This window comes from Anaerococcus lactolyticus ATCC 51172 (genome assembly GCF_000156575.1).
Classification (GTDB): domain Bacteria; phylum Bacillota; class Clostridia; order Tissierellales; family Peptoniphilaceae; genus Anaerococcus; species Anaerococcus lactolyticus.
Genome location: NZ_GG666044.1, coordinates 523,568 through 549,262, shown reverse-complemented (window position 1 = coordinate 549,262; position 25,695 = coordinate 523,568). Strand labels below are relative to the sequence as shown.

27 protein-coding genes and 1 pseudogene are annotated in these 25,695 nt (G+C 34.9%); 11 read left to right on the top strand and 17 right to left on the bottom strand.

Annotated features, from left to right (window positions below):
• The 16 genes and pseudogenes from HMPREF0072_RS02530 to dnaA all read right to left on the bottom strand — a co-directional run.
• On the bottom strand, positions 1 to 233 hold a 233-nt coding region (locus HMPREF0072_RS02530; protein ID WP_004827251.1), incomplete at its 3' end, for a replication initiator protein A.
• A 155-nt stretch (positions 234 to 388) separates the two neighbouring features.
• Positions 389 to 1,051: a type IIL restriction-modification enzyme MmeI gene (locus HMPREF0072_RS12645; RefSeq protein WP_322785200.1), complete on the bottom strand. Its 663-nt coding sequence runs from the start codon at positions 1,049 to 1,051 to the stop codon at positions 389 to 391.
• 57 nt (positions 1,052 to 1,108) lie between these two features.
• Positions 1,109 to 1,615: pseudogene (locus tag HMPREF0072_RS12640) on the bottom strand (type IIL restriction-modification enzyme MmeI); the annotation flags it as partial.
• Between the two features lie 103 nt (positions 1,616 to 1,718).
• A complete protein-coding gene (locus tag HMPREF0072_RS02520; protein WP_004827248.1) occupies positions 1,719 to 2,759 on the bottom strand; it encodes an SH3 domain-containing protein in 1,041 nt (346 codons plus the stop codon).
• Positions 2,760 to 2,857: 98 nt separating this feature from the next.
• The gene (locus HMPREF0072_RS02515) at positions 2,858 to 4,183 is read right to left on the bottom strand and encodes a DUF438 domain-containing protein (protein ID WP_004827247.1); all 1,326 of its coding nucleotides are present in this window, start codon (positions 4,181 to 4,183) and stop codon (positions 2,858 to 2,860) included.
• A gap of 89 nt (positions 4,184 to 4,272) precedes the next feature.
• The gene (locus tag HMPREF0072_RS02510) at positions 4,273 to 4,572 is read right to left on the bottom strand and encodes a cupin domain-containing protein (RefSeq protein ID WP_004827245.1); all 300 of its coding nucleotides are present in this window, start codon (positions 4,570 to 4,572) and stop codon (positions 4,273 to 4,275) included.
• Positions 4,573 to 4,591: 19 nt separating this feature from the next.
• A complete protein-coding gene (locus HMPREF0072_RS02505; protein WP_037326229.1) occupies positions 4,592 to 5,767 on the bottom strand; it encodes an iron-containing alcohol dehydrogenase in 1,176 nt (391 codons plus the stop codon).
• 212 nt (positions 5,768 to 5,979) lie between these two features.
• Complete coding sequence (locus HMPREF0072_RS02500; RefSeq protein ID WP_004827242.1) at positions 5,980 to 6,756, bottom strand: SigB/SigF/SigG family RNA polymerase sigma factor; 777 nt, start codon at positions 6,754 to 6,756, stop codon at positions 5,980 to 5,982.
• A complete protein-coding gene (locus HMPREF0072_RS02495) occupies positions 6,749 to 7,090 on the bottom strand; it encodes an ATP-binding protein (protein WP_004827240.1) in 342 nt (113 codons plus the stop codon). Before HMPREF0072_RS02495 ends, HMPREF0072_RS02500 begins: the two co-directional genes overlap by 8 nt.
• 2 nt (positions 7,091 to 7,092) lie before the next feature.
• Complete coding sequence (locus HMPREF0072_RS02490) at positions 7,093 to 7,398, bottom strand: STAS domain-containing protein (RefSeq protein ID WP_039930967.1); 306 nt, start codon at positions 7,396 to 7,398, stop codon at positions 7,093 to 7,095.
• Positions 7,391 to 9,838 (bottom strand): DNA gyrase subunit A, encoded by a 2,448-nt coding sequence (gene gyrA, locus HMPREF0072_RS02485; protein ID WP_004827237.1) that lies wholly within the window; start codon positions 9,836 to 9,838, stop codon positions 7,391 to 7,393. The genes HMPREF0072_RS02490 and gyrA overlap by 8 nt, the downstream gene beginning before the upstream one ends.
• A 9-nt stretch (positions 9,839 to 9,847) precedes the next feature.
• Positions 9,848 to 11,776, bottom strand: a complete 1,929-nt coding sequence (gyrB, locus tag HMPREF0072_RS02480) for a DNA topoisomerase (ATP-hydrolyzing) subunit B (RefSeq protein ID WP_004827235.1) — start codon at positions 11,774 to 11,776, stop codon at positions 9,848 to 9,850.
• The gene (recF, locus tag HMPREF0072_RS02475) at positions 11,730 to 12,833 is read right to left on the bottom strand and encodes a DNA replication/repair protein RecF (RefSeq protein ID WP_004827234.1); all 1,104 of its coding nucleotides are present in this window, start codon (positions 12,831 to 12,833) and stop codon (positions 11,730 to 11,732) included. Before recF ends, gyrB begins: the two co-directional genes overlap by 47 nt.
• Positions 12,833 to 13,039: an RNA-binding S4 domain-containing protein gene (locus HMPREF0072_RS02470; protein WP_004827233.1), complete on the bottom strand. Its 207-nt coding sequence runs from the start codon at positions 13,037 to 13,039 to the stop codon at positions 12,833 to 12,835. The genes recF and HMPREF0072_RS02470 overlap by 1 nt, the downstream gene beginning before the upstream one ends.
• Before the next feature lie 4 nt (positions 13,040 to 13,043).
• On the bottom strand, positions 13,044 to 14,156 hold the full coding sequence (gene dnaN, locus HMPREF0072_RS02465; protein WP_004827231.1) for a DNA polymerase III subunit beta: 1,113 nt from the start codon (positions 14,154 to 14,156) through the stop codon (positions 13,044 to 13,046).
• 222 nt (positions 14,157 to 14,378) lie between these two features.
• Complete coding sequence (gene dnaA, locus HMPREF0072_RS02460) at positions 14,379 to 15,758, bottom strand: chromosomal replication initiator protein DnaA (RefSeq protein ID WP_004827229.1); 1,380 nt, start codon at positions 15,756 to 15,758, stop codon at positions 14,379 to 14,381.
• Positions 15,759 to 16,471: 713 nt separating this feature from the next.
• Here dnaA and rpmH point away from each other — a divergent pair.
• From rpmH to HMPREF0072_RS02420, 8 genes are all read left to right on the top strand, one after another.
• The gene (gene rpmH, locus HMPREF0072_RS02455) at positions 16,472 to 16,606 is read left to right on the top strand and encodes a 50S ribosomal protein L34 (RefSeq protein ID WP_037326218.1); all 135 of its coding nucleotides are present in this window, start codon (positions 16,472 to 16,474) and stop codon (positions 16,604 to 16,606) included.
• A 17-nt stretch (positions 16,607 to 16,623) separates the two neighbouring features.
• The gene (gene rnpA / locus HMPREF0072_RS02450; protein WP_004827225.1) at positions 16,624 to 16,974 is read left to right on the top strand and encodes a ribonuclease P protein component; all 351 of its coding nucleotides are present in this window, start codon (positions 16,624 to 16,626) and stop codon (positions 16,972 to 16,974) included.
• Entirely contained in the window at positions 16,964 to 17,179 is a 216-nt protein-coding gene (yidD, locus tag HMPREF0072_RS02445; RefSeq protein WP_004827224.1) for a membrane protein insertion efficiency factor YidD, read from the top strand. The genes rnpA and yidD overlap by 11 nt, the downstream gene beginning before the upstream one ends.
• 41 nt (positions 17,180 to 17,220) lie before the next feature.
• Positions 17,221 to 17,931 carry a YidC/Oxa1 family membrane protein insertase gene (locus HMPREF0072_RS02440; RefSeq protein WP_004827223.1) on the top strand — a complete coding sequence of 237 codons (711 nt, stop codon included), beginning with the start codon at positions 17,221 to 17,223 and terminating at the stop codon, positions 17,929 to 17,931.
• On the top strand, positions 17,928 to 18,884 hold the full coding sequence (gene jag, locus HMPREF0072_RS02435) for an RNA-binding cell elongation regulator Jag/EloR (RefSeq protein WP_004827222.1): 957 nt from the start codon (positions 17,928 to 17,930) through the stop codon (positions 18,882 to 18,884). Before HMPREF0072_RS02440 ends, jag begins: the two co-directional genes overlap by 4 nt.
• A gap of 112 nt (positions 18,885 to 18,996) precedes the next feature.
• Entirely contained in the window at positions 18,997 to 19,908 is a 912-nt protein-coding gene (locus HMPREF0072_RS02430) for a DNA adenine methylase (protein WP_004827221.1), read from the top strand.
• The gene (locus HMPREF0072_RS02425) at positions 19,892 to 21,229 is read left to right on the top strand and encodes a type II restriction enzyme (RefSeq protein ID WP_004827220.1); all 1,338 of its coding nucleotides are present in this window, start codon (positions 19,892 to 19,894) and stop codon (positions 21,227 to 21,229) included. Before HMPREF0072_RS02430 ends, HMPREF0072_RS02425 begins: the two co-directional genes overlap by 17 nt.
• Positions 21,230 to 21,244: 15 nt before the next feature.
• Entirely contained in the window at positions 21,245 to 21,991 is a 747-nt protein-coding gene (locus tag HMPREF0072_RS02420) for a TRM11 family SAM-dependent methyltransferase (RefSeq protein WP_004827219.1), read from the top strand.
• Between the two features lie 61 nt (positions 21,992 to 22,052).
• Here the strand turns inward: HMPREF0072_RS02420 and HMPREF0072_RS02415 are convergent, their stop codons facing one another.
• Entirely contained in the window at positions 22,053 to 22,706 is a 654-nt protein-coding gene (locus HMPREF0072_RS02415) for an MgtC/SapB family protein (RefSeq protein ID WP_004827218.1), read from the bottom strand.
• Between the two features lie 206 nt (positions 22,707 to 22,912).
• Here HMPREF0072_RS02415 and HMPREF0072_RS02410 point away from each other — a divergent pair, with 206 nt between their 5' ends.
• From HMPREF0072_RS02410 to HMPREF0072_RS02400, 3 genes are all read left to right on the top strand, one after another.
• Positions 22,913 to 23,701, top strand: a complete 789-nt coding sequence (locus HMPREF0072_RS02410) for an HAD-IIA family hydrolase (RefSeq protein ID WP_004827217.1) — start codon at positions 22,913 to 22,915, stop codon at positions 23,699 to 23,701.
• A 159-nt stretch (positions 23,702 to 23,860) separates the two neighbouring features.
• The gene (locus HMPREF0072_RS02405; protein WP_004827216.1) at positions 23,861 to 24,568 is read left to right on the top strand and encodes a glycerophosphodiester phosphodiesterase; all 708 of its coding nucleotides are present in this window, start codon (positions 23,861 to 23,863) and stop codon (positions 24,566 to 24,568) included.
• A 15-nt stretch (positions 24,569 to 24,583) separates the two neighbouring features.
• The gene (locus HMPREF0072_RS02400; RefSeq protein ID WP_231549495.1) at positions 24,584 to 25,666 is read left to right on the top strand and encodes a C4-dicarboxylate TRAP transporter substrate-binding protein; all 1,083 of its coding nucleotides are present in this window, start codon (positions 24,584 to 24,586) and stop codon (positions 25,664 to 25,666) included.
• Positions 25,667 to 25,695: the final 29 nt, after the last annotated feature.

The window sequence follows — 25,695 nt, the reverse complement described above, 5'->3', positions numbered from 1 at the left end:
GCACAATTAAATTGATCTTTTATACTTTCAATTGTGTAGTAAATAAAGACTTTTCCATCTTCATCTATCCAGCCATTTTTATATGAAAGACCCATTCGATTAAGCATATATGAATACAAAACTTTTGCTTCTATAGAAATGCTCTCAAAAATCTCATCTTCCATTAATACCATAGGTAACCTAATGAAGTTATACATCTCAGATTGCCTATTATAAAAATAATCAAAATTCATCCTTACCTCCTTTCTTTGAAATAAAAAAGACGACAGAATTACTTTCTATCGTCTGAAATTTACATATTAAATTTTCATCACAAAATAAGACTCTTTAAAGAATCTTTAGTTTTATTGGTATGCTATTTACAATATCCATTATTAAAATGGATACTCTAAGCAGCACACCAACTATTTATTTTTTGAGTTTTAAACTTTGGTAGAAGTCTTGAACTCCTTATATTTACATAACTATTTGCCTCTATCACTATTATGACACGAAACCCTGCGGCTGGGTCGAGGAATGTAAGATTTGCTATTTTGTTGTGGAGGTCTTCTAGCCTTTGATTTTTCTGTTTTACTTGGTCAATTTCCTTGATTTCTTCAAATTCTTCTTTTAGATTATCTAGAAATAGAGGGTCTATTACCTTGTGGATATTTTTTATAGATGTGTAATGCATTCCTCCAGAACGTCTGGTTTCTGGGTTTAAGGTTGATTCAAATACTGAACCAAAGATGGTTGGGGATATTTTTGACCAGTCAAAGTCAAGTGATGCCCTATTTAAGATGATGTCGACTATGTTTGGATTTAATCTAGGGATTTCCACATCCATATCCGCAAAAAGCCCACCATTCACATAAGGAAAGGCTAGGAGGTCTTTGTCTTCGTAAGGATCTCTGTCTTCTTCCTTTTGATTTAATATTCTAAATAAATTTATTAAGGCTGCCCTTGGATTTGAATCCTTATACTTGTTTAAGTAGTCATGGAACATATTTTTGTTGCCAAATAGACCTGCATCTTCTGCATAGAGGCAAAATACCAATCTTACACAGAGGATATTTAGAGAATGGAGGGTGGCTTCATTTTCTGGGTGTTGATATTCCCTTAAGAGAGCGTCATAAAGACTTGCAACTATCTCTCCTGCATCTATGGATATTTGGGTTTCCCTTTTTATGAAGTCTTCTTCTTCAGAGACTATAAAGTTTAACCTATAGACTTCATTTTCTAAGTCTTCTAGTTTTATAATCTCAGCTTCTGCATTTGGTTTTTCCATATCATAGATGAAAAATTCTTTGAAATTGCAGGTAATTATCCACCTTGGTCTTTGAGAATAGGGTAGTTCAATAGAATATCTCTTTGCTTGCTGGAAGGGTGAAAGCTTAGTTCCATCAGATTGAATAATAGGTTTTTTTAAATCTTTATTTGATGATTTTTGCTCAATTAGTACATGAGTTGCCTCTATATAACCATCTATAAAGGAAGTATTATCTAGTTTTATTCTTGATTCAAATTCTATGTAGGAATAAGGATCTTCGACTCCTAATACATTTTCCAATAATTCAAGCCAAAACTTTTGGCTCTCGCTTTTTTCATCTCCTGTATTTGCCCATCTCTTAGCAAATTCTCTTGCTCTTTTTTGTTAATCTACTAATTTCATAGTCACTCCAAGTTTATTATTCTCTTGCTTTTAACAAAAAGCCCAGCCATATCGCTGAGCTTTGGTTTTATCTAAATTCACCTGTTATTAGTTTTGATGATATCCAGCCTTTTTCTATTTTTAGCCAGTACCTTCCTCCGTCGTTTACTACTTCTTCGCAGTGGACTTTTTCGCCGTTGTTGACATAGGCTGCCACTCCTGAGTTTAGGTTTGGTTCGGTTCTGACTTCTCCCATGTTGGCATCTATTTTTAGGTCCTTGTTTAGGAAGTCTGCTTCCTTATAGATGTCTGTATAGGCTGGGTTGCCGTTTTGGCCGTAAGAGTTTGTTGCCCTTAGTTGTTCAAGGTCATATTTTTCTGCAAGGGCTCTCCTGTTGGCTCTAGCTTCTTTGGCATCGAGCTTTTCATCTGTTTTGTCGTTCTTAGCTTCGCTTTCACTTTCTTTCTCGTCGCCATTTTCTTTTTCGCTAGTTTCTTTTTCATCTTCCTTTTCAGCATCAAGATTGTTTATATCTTTGTTGTCTGCCTTAAGTTTATCTTTGATTTTTGCAAGGGTTTTAGATTCTGGCATGAGATCTGCATAGGTGTTTGCGAGGTTTCTTGCTTCCTTGTAGTCTTTTTCACCGACTGCTTTTTTGATATCTTCTATGACGAGGTCTTCTATTTGACCGAGTTTTTCTTGACCTTTTTTGTAGAAGTCTTCAGCATCTTCTGGAATTTTTTTTAGGATTTTGATTGCCTTTTCGTATTCCTTGTTTTTGATGTTTTCTTCACTGGTTTTGAGTGCTTTTTCATATAGGTCAGTATTGTCTTGGCTACTTTCTTCTACTTGAGTATTTTTTGCCATTTCCCTATCAGCGCCGAGCTTAAAGAAATAAGAAAGAACTATAAAAATTACCGCAAAAGCCATTACAGATCCTAGGATTAGACCGTAGGTCATAAGGTCCCTGTCTTGACTTCTTTTTTTCTGCCTTTGGGTACGTTTTTGGCTTTCTTCCTTAGATATTTTTATTTTTTGATTTTTATTATCTTCTACGAGACTTTCCCCACAAGCCTCACAGACTTTGGCCTCATCAATGTTGTCGTGGCCGCATTTTTTACAAATCATGTTCCCTCCTATTATCAATCGAAATTTTTACTTGCTTATATTATATCATAAATTTTATAAAGACTTAACAAAACAAGAAAAATCCTCTTATATTTTTATTATTTTTTATTTGCCAAGTAGTCCCTATAAAAACTTAGGTCTTGAACTGTTTCAAGAACTCCCTTGTAGACCCCTTCCTTATCCCTTACTGCGTAGTAGGTGATTGCAAAGTCGCTTCCCTTGATATTTTTTACAATCCTAAAGCTGTCTTTTTTTCCCGCCTTAAATTCTCCTATTAAATTTCTCACAATCGGCTCAACTTGTGGTGGGTGGCAATAATACACTTCCCTGCCTAGGGATGATTCTGGTCTTTTGAAAACTTTTTTGCCCTTGTGGTTATTGTAGTAAGAGCTTATGTCATTTTCATCAACAAAGGTTATTTCTATTTCTAAGGTGTCTAGCATGGCTTCTAGTTGGTCGACTCTCATTTTTCCTTTGGAGAAATTTATATAGCCATCTTCATAGCTGGTTGATTTTGATTTTTCAAGAGTTTCGTAGGCCACTAGGTCGTGGTCATAATCTCCCAAATCCTTATAGAGAAGCCTTAAATCGTCATCGCTCATTTTTTCAAAAACTAGGGGATAGAGGATATTTTCTTCCTTGTAGGTCATCTCTTCTGCTCTTTTTATACTTTCCAAAAGCAAATCTTTTTTGCCAAGTTTGATGGCTTTTTTTATATTATTGGCAATTTCTATATCCACAGCCCACATAACATCTGATGGTCCCGGTGAGTTGTATTTGGCTTTAAGGATTGGGTAAATAAGATCGCCTTTTTTCCTATAATGTTTAAAGACTTTGTAAATTTCGTCTCCAAGCTCCTTGTCATTTTCTATAGACTTCTTCGCTCTTTCTAAGATTTTTTTCACTTCGTCATTTTCTTTTGAAAAATACGCTAAAAAACTTCCTGGTTCATAGGTGGTTTCTTTGCTTTCCGTCTCTGTAGAGCCATGAAAAAGCGCAGAATGAACATCACAAAGTTTTCTTACTTCTTCCTTGTCAATGCCAGAAGCTAAGAGGTCTTCTTCGGCTGCCATTATCTCTGCAGAAGAAACTCCTTCAAAATTTTTCTTAAAATCAGCCTTCACTTTCTCTAGGTCTTCTCCTTTAGAAAGCCTTGATAGGTAAGACTTAATCAAATCTTTTCTTTTTAGGGCTTCGGGATTTTGCGAAGAGTCGCAAAGTTCATAACCAAGCGCCTCCAATTTTTCTTTGTAGTCACTAAGACCCATCATCTTCGCTCCACGTTTAAGAGAAACTTTCTTTGCCAAACTCTTTACCATAAGAGGGTTTTTAAGACCAGTAAAGCCTAGGCTTATGAGGTCTGCCTTTAGTTTATCATTGTCTTTTATGAGGTCGTAAACAACTTTATTTATATCAATTTGCATAATATCACTCCTTAGAATTATTATACAGCTATAGATAATGATAATCAGTAACTTTTGTTACAAATATTTTTTATCTTGCCTTTTTATATTTATTTCACAAATATACAAAGCCAAACGGTCTTATCTTGACTTATTACCCTGTGGACTTGGTGGGGATGGATGGGAAGTATGTCACCTTCCTTCAGGTTTACAAGCTCTCCCTCAATTTCAAGTGTAGCCCTTCCTCTGACAATTTTTACAATCTCTAGTTGGTCTTGGTCATAATAATCTGTAACTTGGTTAAGGGAGCTAATTCTGATCATTTTTATCTTTTCATTTTCAAAAATAATTTCTTCTATTTCCCTATCTTCAGAAAATTCTAGCTTGTCGAAAATATTATAAATTTTCATATCCAGCTCTTATCCTCAGCTAATCTTCTAAACACATTTCGTAGATTTTCTTTACGTCTTCTGGTCTAAGGTCTATGAAACCTTTCTTAACCCCGGCTTTGCCACAAGCTTTTTTGCTCATTTCATCAAAGTGCCTTTCGTCAATGCCTACTTTTCTTAAATTTGAATCAAGGCCTAGGTCTTCAAAGAAAAATTTCTTAACTTTTTCTATTGTTTGCCTTGCTATTTCCATTGGTTCTTGATCCTTATCAAGGTCAAATACATTCACTCCCAAATCTACAAACTTGTGGACAGTTTTTTCGCTTAGGCAGTATTCCATCCATCTTGGAGTTAAAATCGCAAGGCCCAGACCATGGGTGATGTCGTAGAAGGCTGATAGCTCATGCTCTATTGGGTGAACTGTCCAAGCGGCCTGGCTCGAATCAGAAATAAAATCATTTATCGCCCAAGATGAAGCCCACATGAGATTAGCCCTTGCTTCGTAGTTTTCTGGGTCTTTTATGGCGATTGGTCCGTATTTGATTACTGTTTTCATCAAGGCTTCCATAATCCTATCTAGCATAAACATGGTGCCATCTATGTTAAAATAAGTTTCAAAAATGTGGGATAAGATATCTGCAGAACCTGCTGCTGTTTGAAATTTTGAAACTGTATAAGTAAGTTCCGGATTTAAAAATGAAACCTTTGGCCTGGTGTCAGCGTGGCCTGAAGATAATTTTTCCTTAGTTTCTGGATTTGTGATTACTCCTCCACAGTCCATCTCGGATCCTGTTGCTGCCATGGTTAAGACTGACAGAAGTGGGATAGCTGGACTCATCGGTCTTTTTTCTGAAATAAATTTCCATGGGTCAAAGTCAGCACAGGCACCTGCTGCCATAAATTTTGATGCATCAATAGTTGATCCACCACCAACTGCAAGAATGGCTCCGATACCATTTTCCTTAAGTATCCTGACTCCTTCCCTAACAGAATCTATCCTAGGGTTTGGTTGGATGCCAGAAAGTTCAAAAACTTCGATTCCTGCGCCCTCAAGCTCTTTTATAACCTTGTCATAGACCCCATTTTTCTTTATAGAGCCTCCACCGTAGGTTAAAAGAATTTTATCGGCATATTTTTTCGCCTCTTCTCCTATGTAGTCTAGGGCGTCTGTTCCAAAGTGAATTTTTGTTCCAATATCGTAAGTAAAATTGTTCATAAAATCTCCTCTCTTTTTGTTATTTTTACCCATTTATTAAAATATCCCATAAAAAAACTCCTCCTAATTTTTATATTAGAAAGAGTTTTATCTTTATAGAATATTTCTTGCCCTTACTTCTAAACTATGGATAGGCTTAGCAAAGTAAGTACATACTCGGTTTTACATAGTATTCGAGCAGGAAGACTTGCCTGATTAGCAAGTAAATTTTCTTACTTATCAGCCGACCTATCAAATTCTAGGGAAAACTTATTTAAAATCTTTTTTTCTATCCTTGATACGGTCATCTGGCTAATGTCTAGACTTTCTGCTATATCTACCTGCGTCCTGCCTTCGTAGTACCTGAGTTCAAGGATTTCTTTTTCAAGATCGGTTAGCCTCTCCTTAGATTTTTCGATCAAATCCTTTAGCTCAACCGAATCAAAATTTTTATCCTCTTCGCCAATTATTTCAGCTAAATCAATAGCGTTTTCTCCCTTTTGCACACTATATTTCATATCCAGCGACTGAGGAGTATAAACCTTGCTTGCCTCCATGGTTTCAAGGATGGTTTCCTCATCTTCACCAAGATAATCTGCAATATCTGCTATGGTTGGCACCCTTTGAAGTTCTTGAGGAAGGACTTTTTTGGCAACATTAATCTTTTTATAAAGGTTTTGTATGCGCCTTGGCACTTTTATTACCCAACCCTTGTCCCTAAAATATCTCTTAATCTCCCCCATGATTGTTGGGGTTGCAAAGGATGAAAAGGCATAACCCTTTGATGGATCATAACGGTCAACTGCATTTATAAGACCCAAGCTTGCCACCTGATAGAGGTCATCTTTTTCGATCCCCTTGCCAACATACTTGTTGGATAAGATATCGACTATATACAAGTGTTCTTCAATTAACTCGTCCCTTAATTTTTTGTCACGAGTCTTGTGAAATTCTTCAAATTTCTTTTCGATTTCTTCCTTATACTCTTTGCTGGCATTTGGCTTAGGCATGAGTCTTCCTCATAGTTATTCTTAAAAGGTCACCTTCTGTGGCTATCTCATCAGCGAGGGCTGAAAGAATTGCATCTCTCATCGCTATAGCTCTGGCATCTTCGTTTTTATCCTTGCCAACTACTTCCAAGGACAATGATTCATCTCCTACAAGAAAGGCAAGGTTGAGCCCTTCTTCGCCCATCTTGTAGTTTATCGCCTCGCTTACAAGGACCTTTAAATCTTCGATTTGTTCGATATCAAAACCCATCTCTGAGCCAAGACCTGCCACAAAAAGCCTGATTGATTTTTGGTATTTTTTGTTGGCTGGGATTTTTATACTAATCTTATCCATGGCTACTCCATATTGAAGACTTCGGTTAGGTCTGTTATTTTAAATAATTTTAGGATATTTTCCTTAGGATTTATTATTGATACTGACTTAGCTCTTGCTTGGGAAATTTTATAGATTTTCATAAAAAGTCCAAGACCAGTAGAATCAAGATAGTCTAAGTCTTTTATATCTATAAGCAGGTCCTTATCCACAGGTTCAATTTCTTTTTCTATGAAGCTCCTAAACTCATCTTCTGCATAGATATCGAGATCACCCTTCAATTCTACTAATAGAAACTTATCCTTGTCGTAAATCTTGCTTTCAAACATCTTTTTCCTCATCTTCCAACATATTGTCATAGGTTGTTACTGATACAATAGCATCTTCTTCACTAGCTAAATTTTTAAGCTTAACACCCATGGTATTTCTACCTGTGGTTGATACGTCTCTTGCTGATAGTCTGATCATATCTCCTTTTAAAGATACCATCATTATGTCAGTATCTAAGTCTACTGGTAGGGTGTCAACTACCTTGCCAGTCTTTTCGCTGACCTTATGGCACCTTACGCCCTTACCACCTCTATTTTGGTTTTTGAAATTGCTGAAGCTTGTCTTCTTGCCGAAACCATTTTCAGTTACTACTAATAGATAAGTTTCTTCTCCCTTGATATTCATGCTCACAACTGCATCATCCTTATCAAGTCTGATTGCCCTAACTCCAACGGCACTTCTACCCATGCTTCTAACATCCTTTGTGTTAAACTGGATGGTCATACCATTTTGAGTTGAGATAATTAATTCCTCATCCTTGTCTATTTGTCTAACAGAAATTAACTTATCCCAATCCTTTAGAGAAATTGCAATAATACCATTCCTTCTGATGTTGGTGAAGTTTTCAGCGTCAGTTTTCTTGATTTGTCCTTGTTGGGTTTGAAGAACTAACTGACTATTTTTGCTAAGCTCTGATAGGGTCATCATCTCTGTAATTTTTTCACCAGTTTCTAGATTTAGGATATTAATAATAGCTTGGCCACGTGAAGTACGACTTCCTTCAGGAATCTTGTAGGCTTCAAGCGAATAAACCTTGCCCAATGATGTGAAGAATAAGAGGTCCTCATGGGTGTTGGTTGTGATTATCTTTTTGATAAAGTCGCCTTCCTTGGTATTACCAGCAGCAATTCCCTTGCCACCCCTGTTTTGAACCTTGTAGGTATCAATAGGAAGTCTCTTTATATAACCATCCTTGGTTAGGTTTATTAAAATATCTTCCTCTTCGATAAGCTCAGTTATATCTATCTCTCCCTCATCTGGGACAATCTTTGTACGTCTTTCATCTGAGTATTTTTCTTTGATTTCTGTAATCTCATCAATTATTAGGTTGATTAAATTTTCTTCTGAGTTAAGGATTGATAGCAAATATTCAATTGTATCTGCAAGTTCCTTGTTTTCTGCATTAAGCTTTTCAATTTCAAGACCTGATAGGCGTTTTAATTGCATATCCAAGATGGCTTGAGATTGGGCATCTGATAATTTATACCTGTCAAAGAAAATCTTTTTGATTTCATCATTGTCATAGGATGACCTGATGATTTTAATAATCTCATCTATGTGGTCAATGGCAATGATCAAACCTTCTACTATGTGTTTTCTCTCACGAGCCCTGGATAAGTCGAAGTTGGTCCTACGGGTTACCACTTCTTTTTGGTGGTCAACATAGTATTCGATTAGTTCTTTGAGGTTTAAAATCTTTGGCTCGCCACCAACTAGGGCTAGGTTTATGATACCAAAGGTGTTTTCTAGTTGAGTGTATTTGTAGAGGTTGTTTAGGACTATATTCGCATTGGAATCTCTCTTGATTTCAACAACTATCCTCATGCCCTTCCTATCAGATTCATCTCTGATGTCAGAAATCCCATCTATTCTTTTTTCCTTAACGAGGTCGGCAATTTTTTCGATTAACCTTGCCTTATTAACCTGGTAAGGAATTTCTGAAATTATAATTCTTTCCCTGTTTTTCTTGAAAGGCTCAATCCTACAAACTGCTCTTTGCTTAATCTTGCCCCTGCCTGTTGTGTAGGCTTCTTTGATGCCGGTTTTGCCTAAAATAAGGGCACCTGTTGGGAAGTCAGGTCCAGGAATAAATTTGATTAGATCATCAATAGAAATTTCTGGATTTCTCATGTAGGCTATGCAAGCATCGATTGATTCGCCTAGGTTATGAGGGGCCATATTGGTTGCCATACCTACAGCTATACCATTTGACCCATTAACTAAAAGGTTTGGAAATCTTGAAGGAAGGACAGATGGTTCCATCTCTTCACCATCGAAGTTTGGAATAAAATCAACTGTATCCTTGCCTATATCTCTTAGCATTTCCTTGGCAATCTTGCTCATCCTTACTTCTGTATAACGCATGGCAGCTGCCTGATCGCCGTCTATAGAACCAAAGTTACCCTGGCCTTGGGCTAGTGGGTACCTGGTTGAGAAGTCTTGAGCTAATCTTACTAGGGCATCATAAATTGCAGAGTCACCGTGTGGGTGGAATTTACCCATTACATCACCGACAACCCTGGCTGATTTTCTGGTTGGTTTATTTGGATCAAGGCCTAGCTGTTGCATACCATAGAGGATTCTCCTGTGAACAGGTTTTAGTCCATCTCTAACATCTGGTAGGGCTCTTGATACTATTACAGACATTGAATATTCAAGATAAGATGACTTCATCTTTTTTTCAAGGTCTATATTAATTATGTTTTGATTTTCTGTCATTTCAGCCTCCTATACGTCTATATCTGTAACGTACTTGGCATTTTCTTGGATGAAGTTACGTCTAGGTTCTACCTTTTCTCCCATCAATAGTGAGAAGGTATCGTCTGTGGTTGTAGATTCCAAGTCTTCTTCCACTCTTAAAAGCACTCGCCTGTCTGGGTCCATAGTTGTTTCCCAAAGCTGTTCGGCGTTCATCTCACCAAGACCCTTGTACCTGTTTATCTTAAAGGTCGCATCGCCTAGTTCTTTGATATACTTATCCTTTTCATCATCGGAATACACATATCTTTCCTTCTTGCCCTGGCTAATCCTATATAAAGGAGGGAGGGCAACATAAACATGACCTTCATCTATAAGGTCTTTCATGTATCTGTAAAAGAAAGTGAGGAGCAAGGTCCTAATGTGGGCCCCGTCCACGTCCGCATCTGTCATGATGATAATCTTGCCATAGCGGAGTTTTGATATGTCAAATTCCTTGCCAATACCTGTACCAAAGGCTGTAATCATATTTTTAATTTCTTCTGAATTTAAAACCTTGTCTAGGTGGGCTTTTTCTACGTTCATAATCTTGCCCCTAAGTGGGAGGATGGCTTGAATCCTATTGTCTCTACCACCTTTAGCAGAACCACCCGCAGAATTACCCTCTACTATGAATATTTCATTTTCAGAAATGTCTGTTGATTGGCAGTCAGCAAGCTTGCCTGGAAGAGTTGCTGAATCTAGGATTGACCTTTTTCTTGTAAGATCTCTTGCCTTTCTTGCAGCTTCTCTTGCACGCCTACTTGCAAGAGCCTTGTCGATTATAGACTTGGCTGGTTTTGGATTTTCCTCAAGGAAGGCTGTTAGGTGTTCTGATACATAAGAATCAACAACGCCCCTTACCTCGGAGTTGCCGAGTTTAGACTTGGTTTGACCTTCAAATTGTGGATCAGAAATCTTAACAGAAATAATGGCTGTGATACCCTCTCTAATGTCCTCACCTTGAAGGTTTTCTTCATTATCTTTTATAAAATTATATTTTCTAGCATAGTCATTTACAGACCTTGTTAGGGAAGACCTGAGTCCAGAAAGGTGAGTACCACCCTCTGGGGTTTGGATATTGTTGGCATAAGAAAGAATATTTTCGCTATAACCATCTGTATATTGGAAGGCAAATTCTACTTCTATACCTTCTTGGCTGCCATCAAAATGTGGAATCATCTCCATGATAGGGTCTTTGTTTCTATTTAAAAAGCTTACAAATTCTGAAATACCACCTTCAAATTTGAAAGAAGTCTCAAAATTTTCTCTTTCGTCTTCAAAACGAATTTCAACTCCCTTATTCAAGAAGGCCATTTCCCTAAACCTATTTTCTAGGATGGATCTTTCAAAAATAGTTGTATCAAAAATTTCCCCATCTGGCTTGAAGGTGATTTTTGTACCGGTTTCTGTAGTATCACCGATTACTTCTATGTCCTTGGTTACTTCACCTCTAGCAAATTCCATCTTATAGACGTGGCCGTCTCTTTTGACTTCTGCTATGAGATATTCTGAAAGGGCGTTTACTACTGATACACCAACACCATGGAGACCTCCGGAAACCTTGTAGGCAGAGTCATCAAACTTACCACCTGCGTGGAGGACTGTTAAAACTGTCTCAAGGGTTGACTTATGAGTTGTTGGGTGCTCCTTTACAGGGATTCCCGAACCATCATCTTCAACACTTACAACATTATCCTTATTTATGGTTACCTTTATGTAGTCACAACGACCAGCTAGGGCCTCGTCTACCGAGTTGTCCACAACCTCGTAAACCAAGTGGTGGAGTCCTCTTGAACTTGTTGAGCCGATATACATTCCAGGTCTTAATCTAACGGGTTCTAGTCCCTCCAAGACCCTGATATTACCAGCGTCATAATTGTTGTTTTCTGTCATATTTTTCCTTTCTAATTCTGCCATCTGAAATATATGAAATCTTATCAGCAGGAACATTTTCCAAACTTTTTGTATTAGTTGCTGTGATTATGGTTTGGTAGTCAGAAAGATTTTCCAAAAGGAACTTGCTCCTCGTTTCATCCAGTTCCGAAAACACGTCATCAAGCAAGATCACAGCCCTATCACCACTTATCTGTCTTACAAGCTTTACTTCAGCAAGCTTTATATTAATGATAGCTGACCTCTGTTGGCCTTGGGAGGCAAAAAGCCTGGTATTTTTTCCATTAATTTTAATTATTATATCATCCCTATGGACGCCCGCCTGGGTACTAAGGTACCTTAGGTCATCCTCTCTTTTTTCTAAAAATTTCTTATAATATTCATCAAGACTTTCAGCACTTATGTCTGGTAGGTAGTCTATTTCTAACTTTTCCTTACCGTCAGTAAGGGCATTTTGAAAATCTTGGGCATACTCTTCCACAAACTTTACAAATTTAATCCTTGACTTATAAATCTTATAGCCTTCCTTGACCAAAGACTTGTCAAAGGCATCAAGTTGTTCCTTAAAATATGAGGAATTCCTATTCTTAAGTAATTTATTTCTAGCAAACAAAATCTTATCATAGTCTTTTTTAACCCTAGCATAAGAAAAATCTATAGAAGCGATTATCTCATCTAAAAGCTCACGCCTTAAATTAGGTCCCTCTTTAATAATATTGAGGTCCTCTGGGGTAAATAAAACCAGTCTAAATAGTGATTTTAAATCTTTGTTCCTCTTATATTCTACTTCATTTACAAAAATATTCTTATCAGTCCCATCGACCCTTATTAGGACTTTTTTGAAGGAGCGACCCTTCCTTATTGTGCCAGAAATTTCCATTTTTTCCTGGCCAAACTTTATGATGTCCTTATCCCTTAATTTCTTAAAAGAAGTTGCATTGGCTAAGTAGTAGCAAGATTCGAGAAGGTTTGTCTTTCCCTGCGCATTGTCTCCGATAAAAATATTTGTCGACTCATTAAAATTTACCGACTCGTAAAAATAATTTCTAAAATTGTATAATTTTATATCCTGAATCCACATTATTTAATTATTATTTTCACACCATCAAAGACAATTTCGTCTCCTGGGTGGAGTTTCTTACCTGCTATATAACAAGGTTCGTCGTTTATGAGGACGCCTTCTTCCCTTATTATATGCTTAGCGAGGCCTCCAGAAGCTAATAAATCAGTTGCCTTTAGGAGGTCCTTAAGCCTTATTTCATCAGTTTTAAATTCGATTACTTCCATATTTTTACCTAGCTAGCCTTACTGGAAGAACCAAGTAGGTGTAGTCTTCACCCTCGTGTTTAGAATCTGTTGGATAAATCAAGCATGGGTTGAGACTTGATTTGAAGTTTAATTTTATTTTTTCACTGTCACAAGCTCTGACACCATCTTGCATATATTTTGCATTGAAGGCTATATCCAAGCCCTCGCCTTCTTGGTCTATTTCTATAACTTCTTTTACATCACCTATCTCAGAATTAGACCTTAGAGTCATAGCCCTATCTTCGATATTTACTCTAATTAAATTTGCCCTGCCTGGGTCTGATAGAACTTGGGCCCTGTCTAAGGCTGCTATAAGAGCGGATTTTTCTACTAAGACTGTGGTTTCTGAAATATCGTTAATAATATTTCTGTAGTCAATAAAGTTTTTGTCTATTACCTTGCATAGCATAATAGTATCTTCTGATGCAAATAACAAATCATTTTCGTTTCTATATAAGGAAGTTTTGCTATCATCTGATACAATCCTTGACCATTCTAAAAGCGATCTTTTTGGAATGATGTATTCTGTATCCTCAAAATCTCCTGGGTAATCAAGTTTGATTTTTTTAAGAGCAACTCTGTAACCATCAAGGGCTACCATGTTCAAGCAACCTTCTTTTAGTTCAAATAAAATACCTGTTAGGGCAAGCTTTGTTTCATCAAGGGTTGTGGCAAATTCTGTTTGGCTAATTGACCTTTTCAACTTATCATTATCTATAGATAAGGCCACAGTATTTGGTATATTTATTTCTTCCTTATCAAAATATTCAAAGGCGACTAGGTTAAAGTTACTTCTCTTGCAAGAAATTTTTATTTTTCCCCCATCAAGCTCTATCTTTACAAGCTCGTCAGGAAGTTTCCTTATAATATTAGTTATTAAGTCTGCCTTTACTGCCATAACTCCTTCTTTGATAATTTTAGCATCTGCTAGGGTTTTAATTGAGATTTCCCCATCAAAGGAAGTCATTGAAAGTCTATTGTTTTCAGTACTGAAGTATATTAATTCATGTATCTGGATATTGGTAGATTTAGATACTGCCCTATTAACTATGTTCAAGGCTTTCATAAGTTCTTTTTGTTTAATTTCAAATTTCATAGCTTCTCCTTAACTATTATTTAGACTTAGTAGTATTAGTAGTAGGACCTGTATAAATGTGGATATCTTTGAAAGACTTTTAGATTTCAAACTTTACTCGTGTTTATAACTTATGGATAATCCTAGGGATAAATCGCTAGTTTTCCACACTTTGCACAAGGATTTTTTGCCAAAATAATTTTCAAAAGATATTAACATACTTATCCACAGCTTTATGCCCAATTAGTCCTTTATTTCCTTTATTAGGGCATCTATTTCATTTTTTAAATCTTCATCTTCATCAATCATATCGGTAATTTTATCTATACCATGAATGACTGTTGTGTGGTCCCTTTCAAAGGCATTAGCAATAGTCACAAGGGAATCATCAAGCAACTCTCTCGAAATAAACATGGCTATTTGCCTTGGATTTACTATTTCTTTCTTCCTTGACTTGCCCTTTAGATCTTGAAGTTTTACATTATATTTATTCGCAACTGCCTGTTGGATATCGGCTATGGTTAGCTTTTTCCTCTTATTTTTGACCCTGGTTCCTACACCTTTAATAGCATCTTCCATTGATACTTCAATCCTGCCGTCACTTTTTGCATAGGCAATGGCAGTTGAAAGAGCACCTTCTAGGTCTCTGATATTGGTATCTATCTCAAGTGCTATGTAAGATAAAATTGAATTATCAATAATAGCACCGAGGTCTTCAAGTTTCTTTTGCAAAATTGCGACCCTTGTTTCATAGTCAGGTCTTGATATATCGGCGATTATGCCATAGTTAAACCTTGAAACTAACCTGTCTTCGAGGTGTTTTATTTCTCTAGGTGGCTTATCTGAAGTAATAACTATTTGCTTGCCAGCATTGTAAAGGTCGTTGAAGGTATGGAAAAATTCCTCCTGGGTTGCTTCTTTGTTGGCAATAAATTGGATATCATCTATAAGAAGGATATCAGCTGAACGATATTTTTCCCTAAATTCTTGGTTTTTGTTGGTTCTTAAAGCAGCTATCATCTCATTGGTAAATTTTTCACTGGAAAGGTACATGACATATGCGTCATCCCTAGCTTCTAGGATTTGGTGAGCGATAGCTTGGATAAGGTGGGTCTTGCCAAGCCCACTTGATCCATAAATAAAAAGTGGATTATATACCTTGGATACATCACCTCTAGATATGGTGTCAGCTACTGCTTGGCTGATGCCTAGGGCATATTGGTTGGACTTGCCCTGGACAAAATTTTCAAAAACATTTGCTTCTTCAAGTTGAGGTTTAGGAAAAGATTTCACCTTATCTATTCTCATCTGCCCGTCCTTGTCATAGTCCCTACCAAGAGTTAGGATTTTTTGATAGTCTTCCCCATCCTTGGCAACAACTTCTACCTTAAGCTTGCCACCAATCTTTTCTGCTATACCATCAAGAGCTTCTTGAAGCTTAGCCTTCCATATGCCCTCAAAGATAAAAAGCGTATCTTTTTTTGGAATTTCTAGGTAGAGGACATCCTTATGAAGGTTTAAGGGTTTTAAAATATTAATCCATGTATTAAATTGTTGCTTATCACTTACATGCATTTTCATTTCATTTTTTAATTCATTCGTAATGAATTCTAGATTCTTCATATAAGCATTCCTTTCTTAAGTCTTATCCACATGAGTATTTGTTTTGTAATTTTAAGCTTAGACCCTAAAATATTAACCTTATCCACAAAATCGGGATAAGTTGTGTATAAGTCATCTGTTGATAAAAATTATCTTTATTTTTTAAGATTTGCTTGGGAATAAAATTTTAATTCTCATAAAAATTTTGACTTTATCCACAAGAAAAAGGCAAATCTTAAGTTAAAACATAGTTTTACCCCTACTTTTACACATCTAATCTTACCATAAATTAGCCATTATTTCAACTTATCCACAAAAAGTGGATAAAATTATGGATAAGTCAAAGAGAAGGAATAAAATTAGAAAAAAACTTTGTTGATATGTGGATAAGTCTGTGTATTTATAAATTTTTTGTATATTTGAAAACCAAATTTATCTATTTTCTAGAATTTTTTTGAAGGGCTAAGCATAATTTTAAAAAAATATTCACATAAATTTTCCTCTTCACAAATTGTGGAAAAGAAAAAAATCCCCAAAGATATCAACAGTAAATATTTATGCTACAAATCCAAATAAAAAAGAATAATCATACCAAAAATATAAAAATTTTTATTCACCAGAAAATATAAAAGAAAAATCTTTCCTAAAGCCTACAAAAAAAGCAAAATCATCTTGACAGAGGAGCGTATTTTCAATATAATAGTAAGAGTCAAAATTTATTAGGAGGTGTAAATATGAAAAGAACCTATCAACCAAATAGAAGAAAAAGATCTAAAGATCATGGTTTTAGAAAAAGAATGTCTTCTCCAGGTGGAAGAAGAGTACTTAAAGCTAGAAGAAAGAAAAATAGAAAAAGACTTTCAGCTTAATTTCTAAGAAGTAATTAATGGAAAAGAGATTAAGCTTAAAGAAAGATAAAGACTTCAAAAAAGTCTACAAAAAAAACTTTGCATGCTATAATAGAGATTTCACTGTTCTTGTCAGAGACAACGACCTAAAAAATCCGCGTTTCGGCTTTACTATAAGCAAAAAAATTGGCAAGGCACATTCTAGAAATCAATTAAAAAGAAAACTTAGAGAGATAGCAAGGATTAACTATGCGAACCTCAATGGTGTCGATATAGTTATTATCCCCAAAAAACATACCACAGAATTTGACTACCAAAGACTAAAATCCTCTCTAGGTCATGCCCTAAATCAAGCATTTAGAAAAAAGAAGATATTTTATGCTAAATAAAGTTTTTATAAAAATGATAAGATTTTATCAAAAATTCATTTCTCCACAATTAGGTCATGGAAAATGCAAATACTACCCAACCTGTTCTAACTATGCGATAGAAGCATTTAAGAAATATGGGCCAGTCAAAGCTTTTTTTATGTCTTTGTGGAGAATTTTAAGATGTAATCCATTTTCTAAGGGTGGCTACGACCCAGTAAAATGAAAACCACCACAGATAATACCACAGATTAAAACGGAGAAGATATGTTTAAATTTATAGCGAATATACTCGGTAAGTTAATGAGAATACTCTATGATAACATCGCAACAAACTTTACCGAACCTAAGACTATAAGCTTTTATGCTATAGCGATAATAATAATGACCCTGCTTGTAAGCTTAATTTCAATACCAGTTACAATTTCAACCCAAAAACAAGCAGAAAAAACTAGGTCTTTTAAACCAAAAATGGACGAAATACAAAAGAAATACGGTTACGACCAACAAGTGCTTCAAAAAAAGATGCAAGAGCTTTATAAACAAGAAGGCGTAACCCCAGGCCTATCAGGATGTCTACCAATGATAATCCAGTTATTAGTCCTATTTGGCTTGTTTGAAATGATGAGAAACACAGGCAAATATGTATTCCCAGAAGGATTAAACCATATAAGAACAGACTTCTACTGGGTACCAGACCTATTAAAAGCAGATCCATTATGGTTTGGCCTTCCACTACTAACATCCCTATCACAACTATTAACAACACTTTTCTCAATAAAAACAAACCCACAACAGCAACAAGCAATGGGAAGTATGAATACAATGATGTTAGTCCTACCTCTAGTATTTTTCTTTACCTTTAGACAATTACCAGCAGGACTTCCACTCTACTACACCTTATCATCAGTATTCAGATTATTAATAATGGTAGTGATGCACTTAGCAATGAAAGGCAAAAAGGTAGAAGAGAAATGAAACAATCTTTAACAAAATCAGCTAAAACAGTAGAAGAAGCAGTACAACTTGCCCTAGACGAAATAGGTAAAAAAAGAAATGAAGTCACAATCGAAGTCCTAGACGAGGGAAGCGGCGGATTTCTTGGCCTAATCGGCGGCAAAGATGCAGTAGTAAGAATAACCTACGATGAAGACATGGAAAGAGTCCTAGAAGATTTGAAAAATGAAATCGAAGTGGACTCCTTAAGAGAAGTAGAAAAAGACTACGACGTCAAAAAAAGAAGCGAAGAAATCAAAAGAGAAGAAGGAATCCCAACAGAAGAGCCAATCAAAGAAGAAGCCAAAGACTTGGGAGATGCCATCAAAGAAAAATTTGATGAAATCGGAGACTTCATAGAAAAAGAAACCGACGAAATTTTTGAAGATAAGGACGAAAAAGAAACTGTAGAAGAAGAAAATTCAGACGAAGAAGCTGAAAATAGAGACTACGCCCTATCTAAAAAACGTTCAAATATAGACAGCTACTACAAGGCAAAAGAACTCTTAGAACAAATCCTAACAGCTATGCACTTTGAAAATGTAAGCGTTATAGGAAATCTTGAAGGCTCAATTATAAAGCTAGATGCCAAGGTAGATGAAAGCGACACCGGAATTGCAATTGGCAAAAATGGGGCCTGCCTTGACTCAATAGAATTTATAATAAGAAAAGCCATAGACTCAAGAAGCAACAACCTAAGAGTAAATGTAGACATCAACAACTACAAAAGACGCAGAGATGAAAAAATCGTAAGGCTAGCAAGAGAAACAGCACAAAAAGTAGTCCAAAGTGGAAAATCATGGAACCTAAGATACATGAACTCCTACGAAAGACGCCTAGCCCACGAAGAAATAAGTAAACACAGAAACGTATCAAGCCACTCCGAAGGCCGCGAACCACAAAGATACGTAGTAGTAGATTACGTTGAAGAATAATAAACAAAGCACTCGAAAGGGTGCTTTTTTGTTGGGGAAAAATTATAAGGGGATCTTTAATAAGTAATAGAGTAAAGTAACTTATAGTTAACAGATATCAGGAAGGACAACTATGAGTGCAGATAAGAATATTGAAGCTAAACCATTTTTAAAGTGGGCAGGTGGAAAAAGTCAATTATTGGATGAAATAAGAAAATACTATCCATTTGATAATGAAATTAATAAATATTGCGAACCCTTTGTTGGTGCTGGAGCTGTCTTATTTGATGTTTTAAATAGATTTGATTTGAAAGAAGTTTATATAAGCGATATCAATAAAGAAGCAATTAATTCTTATAGGGTAATTAGAGATAATGTTGAGGGATTGATTGAAATTTTGGATTTATTTCAGAATGAGTACATTGATTTAACGCTTGAAGAAAGAAAAGTTATTTATTATCGAAATAGGGATGAATTTAACATTCTGAAACACGCAAAAAATTCTACTGATTTAAGACGAGCAGCATTATTTATTTTCTTGAATAAGACTGGATTTAATGGTTTATATAGGGAAAATATGAGTGGTGACTTCAATGTACCTATAGGATCCTATAAAAATCCTAAAATTGTAGATAAAGAAAATCTTATTAATGTAAATAAAAAACTACAAAATGTAAAAATAGTTCATGGAGATTATAAAGAATCTGAAAATTTTATAGATTCCAACACATTTGTATATTTTGATCCACCATACAGACCGATTAAACCGACATCTAATTTTACAGCCTACAACAAAAGTGATTTCACAGATGACAACCAAATTGAATTAGCTGAATACTTTAAAAAGATGGACAAAAAATCGGCTCACTTATTATTAAGTAATTCTGATCCTAAAAATTACAATAAAGACGATAATTTTTTTGATAACTTATATAAAGATTTTAATATAAATAGAGTAAAAGCAAGTAGAACAATCAATTCTAATAAAGACAATCGTGGTCAAATATATGAGGTATTAATTAATAATTATGATAAAGACAGATAAATCTAATGAAGCATGGAAAGAGTTATTTAATAAGTACGATATAGTAAAGAATGTTAAAGAAAAGGGATATTTTAAGATCAAAGCAAGTCAGATTAAAGAATTTAGGGAACCTAGACTTATGGCTAAGTGGGATAGTTATGATTCTTTACCATCAATTTTAAAGGACAAAAACATTAATATATTACCAATCACTAGAGGATCTTACATATTAAGTGATTTTAAATTATATCAAAGTGTAAAAAACAGCTTTACTACGAGTACAAAAATGCATAAAGTTAAAATTCCTAAATTAGAAAGCGTGGATGTAAGAAATATAACTTCTGAATCAAACGCTATTAATGTTTTATTACTATCTAATATTCTTGATAAATTTTTAAATGAAGATGGCAATGTGTCCACATTCAACGGAAGAATGGGAACGGGCAAATTTAAATTCAATGTTGATAGAAAAAATAGGGGACCGTTGGAAGTAGAAGTTGATAAAGCACAATGTGAAATAGACGGTGGAATGGAAAATAAAAATTCAGTTGTCATAATGGAGGCAAAAAACGTTGTAAATAATGATTTTCACATTAGGCAATTATACTATCCTTATAGATTATGGCGTGAAAGAGTAAACAAGCCGATTAGATTAGTATTTTCAGTCTATTCTAATCAAATATATAGGCTACAAGAGTATGTTTTTACAGATATAAATAATTATTCTTCAATACAATTAGTTAAAGAAAATTACTATAGCTTAGAAGACACAGAAATATCAATAGGTGAAATTTTTGAAATATATAAATCTACTAAAGTTGAGACAGACGATAATATGATCTCCAACTCAAAAGATTCTACACCTTTCATTCAAGCTGATTCATTTGAAAGAGTCATTTCTTTACTAGAAGTTTTATATAAAGAGGATTTAACTACTGAAGAAATTGCAGGTGTAATGGAATTTAAAACTAGACAATCTGATTATTATTATAACGCAGGAAAGTATTTAGGAATTTTTGAAAAATATATAGATACTGAAGATACTGATGCAGAAGGAAAAAATTTGAAAAAGGTAAGACTTACAAAATTAGGGAAAATAATTGTAAAGAAATCTTATAAGGATAGGCAACTTGCGTTAGTTAAATTAATGTTTAAACATAAAATTTTTAGTGAACTATTTTTTGAATTATATTCAACTGGAAAAATTCCGATAAAGGATAGCATTCAAGAAAAAATGAGAAAATACAATGTTTGTAGCGAGCGTGTTATTGATAGACGCTCAAGCTCTGTAGTTGGCTGGTTAAGTTGGATATGTAGTTTAACAAATATAGAAGAAATATAAACTAAGGGGCAAGTGATGTCTAAAATAAAAAAATGGGAACCAGATGACTTTGAATTAGAAATGACTACGCATTGGTCATTTCCACAAAGAGGCAATTGGGCTACTCATGACGCAAAATGGCGAGGAAATTGGTCGCCATATATACCTAGAAATATTATTTTAAGATATTCAGAAGAAGGAGATCTGGTTTTAGATCAGTTTGCTGGCGGAGGTACAACTTTGGTAGAAGCGAAGTTGTTAAATAGAAATATTATAGGGCTTGATGTAAATGACGTAGCTCTAAATAGGTGTAAAGAAAAGATAGATTTCAATTTGACTGATAGACCTTTAGGCAAGGTTAAACTTTTAAAGGGAGATGCTAGGAACTTAGATTTTCTAACAGATGAAAGCATTGATCTTGTTTGTACGCACCCACCTTATGCAGATATAATAAAATATTCAGATGGTATTGAAAATGATTTATCACTTTTAAAAATAAATGATTTTTTAAAAGAAATGAATAAAGTAGCAGCTGAAGCTTATAGAGTTTTGAAAAAAGATAAGTTTTGTGCAATATTAATGGGTGATACCAGAAAAAATAAACATATGATTCATTTGGGCTTTGATGTGTTAAAAGTTTTTGAAGATGAAGGATTTAAATTAAAAGAACTTATTATCAAAGAACAACATAATACAAGAGCTACAGGATTTTGGAAAAAAAGAAGTGTAGATTATAATTTTCTTCTGATAGCTCATGAATATTTGTTTATATTAAAAAAGTAAAACTCACAAAAAGCAGTAGTACAAACTACTGCTTTTTTGCATCTTCCAGGAGGGATTTTTTTTAAAATATATCAAACTTCTCAACGTGGAGGTCGCTTTCTAGGAAGGCTATGAATTCGTTTAGTTCTTCTGCGTCTTTTGGGTAGATTAGGAAGTTTAGTATGTATTTTTGGTCTTTGAATCTTAGGTTGTAGGCTTTTTTGATTAGGTGGTTTTGTTCTATATAGGTGTCGATTCTGCCTATGATGTTGGAGTTTCTTGATTCTATGATGGCTGTGTATTGGTCATGTCTTTTGAAGATTTCACCACTAAACATAAAGGTTTGAAATATTACTATAAATGCTGCTGCTACTATGCCTACGAAATACATACCCGCTCCAAATGCCATGCCTACTATTGATGTTGTCCACATTCCTGCTGCTGTTGTTAGGCCTGTGACGCCGTAGTTTTTTACAAAGATGACTCCTGCGCCGAGGAAGCCTACGCCTGATACTATTTGCGCAGCAACTCTTGCTGCGTCGTAGTTTTTTACATCGTAGAAACCGTATTTTGATATTATCATTGCTATACAAGCACCAAGGCAGACAATGGTGTGGGTTCTTACTCCTGCTGATTTGTTTTTGGTCTCTCTTTCTGATCCTATTATGAATCCTGCCAATACTGATAGGGCTATCCTTAATAAGAGATTTAGGTTGAAGCTATCTAATATATTCATAATTCCTCCTTAAATAAAAAACTAGAGAACAGGGGTGTACAAATAAGTACCTATTCTCTAGTCTCTAATTTATTTATTTTTATTCATTATATTATATTAGGATAAATATGTCAAAACATTTTCCTATGATTGACTTTAAATTTTATCTGTGTTAGTATCGATTTATAATTATGGATAGGTTATCTTATAAATAAACGGGAGGTATTATGGAGAATACTATTGATAAGTCAGTTTTTTTGTTGGATATGGATGGCACTATTTATTTGGGAAATGTGCTTATTGACGGAGCGAAGGAATTTTTAGATAAAATTATTTCTGAGGGTAAGAGATATATTTTTTTGACTAATAATGCATCAAAAGATAAGTCTACCTATGTGAAAAAACTTGAGGCTTTGGGGATAAGGGCTGGTAAGGATGATGTGTTTACGTCTGCTGATGCCAGTATTTCTTACCTTAGCAAGCTTGGCAAGAAGAGGCTATTTTTGGTGGGTAACACTTCTCTAAGAAACCAACTGCTGGATGCGGGTTTTGAGATTGTTGATGAGCGTAACCAAGATATAGACGCTGTTTTGGTTAGTTTTGATACAGAGCTTAATTATGAAAAACTTTGGATAGCCTGCGATTATCTCCAAGATGGATATGATTATTATGCTACTCATCCAGATTTTGTTTGCCCACTAGAAGGTGGTAGGATTATGCCGGATGCTGGCTCTATTATCGAACTTTTATTTGCTTGTGTTGGCAGGAGACCAATTGTTATAGGCAAGCCTGAGGATAAAATGATTGAAGCCTTGATAGGAGCCTATGGCTTTAAGAAAGACGATCTTATTATGGTAGGTGATAGGCTTTATACTGACATAGCTATGGGATATAAGTCAGGTATTAAGTCTGTTTTGGTCCTATCAGGAGAAACAAGTTTAGAAGATTATAAAAAGAGTGATGTTAAGGCTGATTATATTTTTTCTTCTGTTAAGGATATGGTGGAAAAAATTTAGGAAAAGGATTGTAAAAAGTTTTGACAATTGCTTGTATATATATTATAATTAAATAAACTGAATACAATAGAGATTAGAGAGAGAAAAGTATTAGGCCAAGGGTCTGTACTTTTTTATTTCTAAAATTTTTTGTAAATCGGGAATAAACAAGGAGGGTTAATGTTAAATTTTGCTCATAGGGGCTTTAAGTCTAAGTATCCCGAGAACACTATGCTTGCATTTGTAAAAGCATACGAAGAAGGGGCTGATGGAATTGAGTTCGATGTCCATCTTACAAAAGATAATGAAATCGTAATCATGCATGACGAAAATACCCTTAGAACTACCGGTAAAGATGCATACATAAAAGATTTAACTTTTGCAGAGCTTAGACAATTGAATGCCGCCAAAGATTATGAGGGCGTAGATGAAAAAATACCTACTTTAAGGGAATATTTTGAATTTGTAAAAGATAAAAAAATTCTTACAAATATCGAACTTAAAAATAGTATTTTCAGATACGAGAATCTCGAAGAAAAAGTTTGCGAGCTTATCGATGAATTTGACTTAGAGGATTATATAATAATCTCATCATTCAACCATCAAAGTATATTGAAGGTGAAAGAACTTAAGCCAAATTTAAAATGTGCCTTATTAACAGAGTCTGTTTTGATTGAACCTTGGAACTATGTAGGAAAAAATAAGATAGAATATTTCCATCCAATGGTTCAAACTGTAACTAGCGAGGATATCAAAAAATGCCAGGACAATAATGTTAAGGTAAACGTTTGGTTTGGCAAGGAAGATTTTGATTTCCAAGAGGCAAAGGACCTAGGTGTTGACGGACTTATAACTGATTATCCAGATCTAATTAAAAAACTAAAATAATTCAAGGAGATTATGATGAAAAAAAGAATTTTAGCAACAGCACTTTTACTAGCAAGCGTATTTGCATTTAGCGCATGTGGTGGAAAGGATAATAAAGAAGGCAAAGATGCCAAAGAAGAAACAAAAGTAGAAAGCAAAGAAGATAAAGATACAGCAAAAGATGAAAAGAAAGATGATTTTAAAATAGTTTTAAAACTATCTCACGTTTTCGCACCTGGTGAACAATTAACAATATCTACTGATAAAGCAGCAAAAGCTATTACAGAGAGAACAAATGGCGCTGTAGAGATTCAAACATACCCTCAAGGTCAATTACCAACTTATAAAGATGGACTTGAGCAAGTAGCTAATGGAGCAGACTTCATATCAGTAGAAGACCCATCATATTTAGGTGACTACGTACCAGATTTCAAAGCTCTAGTTGGACCATTCCTTTATAAAGACATTGACCAATATACAAAAATGACTCAAACAGACCTAGTTAAGGGTATGATTCAAAAACTAGAAGATGAACACAAAATTAAGGTTCTTTCATTAAACTACACCTTTGGTTTTAGAAACCTAATGACAAATAAGGTAATAGAAAAACCTGAAGACTTAAAAGGAATGAAGATTAGAGTTCCTGGTTCTCAAATCTTTATAGATACAATCAACGCTATGGGAGCTACTGCTACACCAATGGCATTTTCAGAAACAATATCTGCTGTAGGACAAAAAGCAGTAGACGGTCTTGAAGGTACAGTTGATGCTATGGGAGCTAATGGTAGTGCTGAAGTTGTTAAAAACGTTGCCCTTACTAGACATTTCTTAGGTGTTTGTGGTATCTATATAAACAAAGATGTCTTTGATTCTATTCCAAAAGAATATCAAGACATTATAGTTGAAGAATTTACTAAAAACGGTGAAGAGATGACAGAAAAGGTTAAAAACAACTACGAATCTCAAAAGAAAGCTCTTGAAGATGATCACGGCATTAAATTTAATGATGTTGATTATGAAGCCTTCCAAAAAGCTTGTATGCCAGTTTATGACAAGATGGAAGGAATATCTGATGGTATATTAGATAAATTATTAGCTGAAATTGAAAAAATGAAATAATAAATAGGCTTCGGCCTATTTATTATTTT

Bases quoted from the DNA above. Each gene is read 5' to 3' on its own strand.
- dnaN (WP_004827231.1), bottom strand. From the start codon at position 14,156: ATGAAATTTGAAATTAAACAAAAAGAACTTATGAAAGCCTTGAACATA.
- HMPREF0072_RS02490 (WP_039930967.1), bottom strand. From the start codon at position 7,398: ATGTTTGAAAGCAAGATTTACGACAAGGATAAGTTTCTATTAGTAGAA.
- HMPREF0072_RS02510 (WP_004827245.1), bottom strand. From the start codon at position 4,572: ATGAAAATTTATAATATTTTCGACAAGCTAGAATTTTCTGAAGATAGG.
- HMPREF0072_RS02425 (WP_004827220.1), top strand. From the start codon at position 19,892: ATGATAAAGACAGATAAATCTAATGAAGCATGGAAAGAGTTATTTAAT.
- recF (WP_004827234.1), bottom strand. From the start codon at position 12,833: ATGTGGATTCAGGATATAAAATTATACAATTTTAGAAATTATTTTTAC.
- gyrB (WP_004827235.1), bottom strand. From the start codon at position 11,776: ATGGCAGAATTAGAAAGGAAAAATATGACAGAAAACAACAATTATGAC.
- HMPREF0072_RS02405 (WP_004827216.1), top strand. From the start codon at position 23,861: ATGTTAAATTTTGCTCATAGGGGCTTTAAGTCTAAGTATCCCGAGAAC.
- HMPREF0072_RS02415 (WP_004827218.1), bottom strand. From the start codon at position 22,706: ATGAATATATTAGATAGCTTCAACCTAAATCTCTTATTAAGGATAGCC.
- HMPREF0072_RS02440 (WP_004827223.1), top strand. From the start codon at position 17,221: ATGTTTAAATTTATAGCGAATATACTCGGTAAGTTAATGAGAATACTC.
- HMPREF0072_RS02520 (WP_004827248.1), bottom strand. From the start codon at position 2,759: ATGATTTGTAAAAAATGCGGCCACGACAACATTGATGAGGCCAAAGTC.
- HMPREF0072_RS02400 (WP_231549495.1), top strand. From the start codon at position 24,584: ATGAAAAAAAGAATTTTAGCAACAGCACTTTTACTAGCAAGCGTATTT.
- HMPREF0072_RS02470 (WP_004827233.1), bottom strand. From the start codon at position 13,039: ATGGAAGTAATCGAATTTAAAACTGATGAAATAAGGCTTAAGGACCTC.
- jag (WP_004827222.1), top strand. From the start codon at position 17,928: ATGAAACAATCTTTAACAAAATCAGCTAAAACAGTAGAAGAAGCAGTA.
- HMPREF0072_RS02515 (WP_004827247.1), bottom strand. From the start codon at position 4,183: ATGCAAATTGATATAAATAAAGTTGTTTACGACCTCATAAAAGACAAT.
- yidD (WP_004827224.1), top strand. From the start codon at position 16,964: ATGCTAAATAAAGTTTTTATAAAAATGATAAGATTTTATCAAAAATTC.
- HMPREF0072_RS02420 (WP_004827219.1), top strand. From the start codon at position 21,245: ATGTCTAAAATAAAAAAATGGGAACCAGATGACTTTGAATTAGAAATG.
- rnpA (WP_004827225.1), top strand. From the start codon at position 16,624: ATGGAAAAGAGATTAAGCTTAAAGAAAGATAAAGACTTCAAAAAAGTC.
- HMPREF0072_RS02430 (WP_004827221.1), top strand. From the start codon at position 18,997: ATGAGTGCAGATAAGAATATTGAAGCTAAACCATTTTTAAAGTGGGCA.
- HMPREF0072_RS02495 (WP_004827240.1), bottom strand. From the start codon at position 7,090: ATGGATAAGATTAGTATAAAAATCCCAGCCAACAAAAAATACCAAAAA.
- dnaA (WP_004827229.1), bottom strand. From the start codon at position 15,758: ATGAAGAATCTAGAATTCATTACGAATGAATTAAAAAATGAAATGAAA.
- HMPREF0072_RS02500 (WP_004827242.1), bottom strand. From the start codon at position 6,756: ATGCCTAAGCCAAATGCCAGCAAAGAGTATAAGGAAGAAATCGAAAAG.
- rpmH (WP_037326218.1), top strand. From the start codon at position 16,472: ATGAAAAGAACCTATCAACCAAATAGAAGAAAAAGATCTAAAGATCAT.
- HMPREF0072_RS02505 (WP_037326229.1), bottom strand. From the start codon at position 5,767: ATGAACAATTTTACTTACGATATTGGAACAAAAATTCACTTTGGAACA.
- HMPREF0072_RS02410 (WP_004827217.1), top strand. From the start codon at position 22,913: ATGGAGAATACTATTGATAAGTCAGTTTTTTTGTTGGATATGGATGGC.
- gyrA (WP_004827237.1), bottom strand. From the start codon at position 9,838: ATGACAGAAAATCAAAACATAATTAATATAGACCTTGAAAAAAAGATG.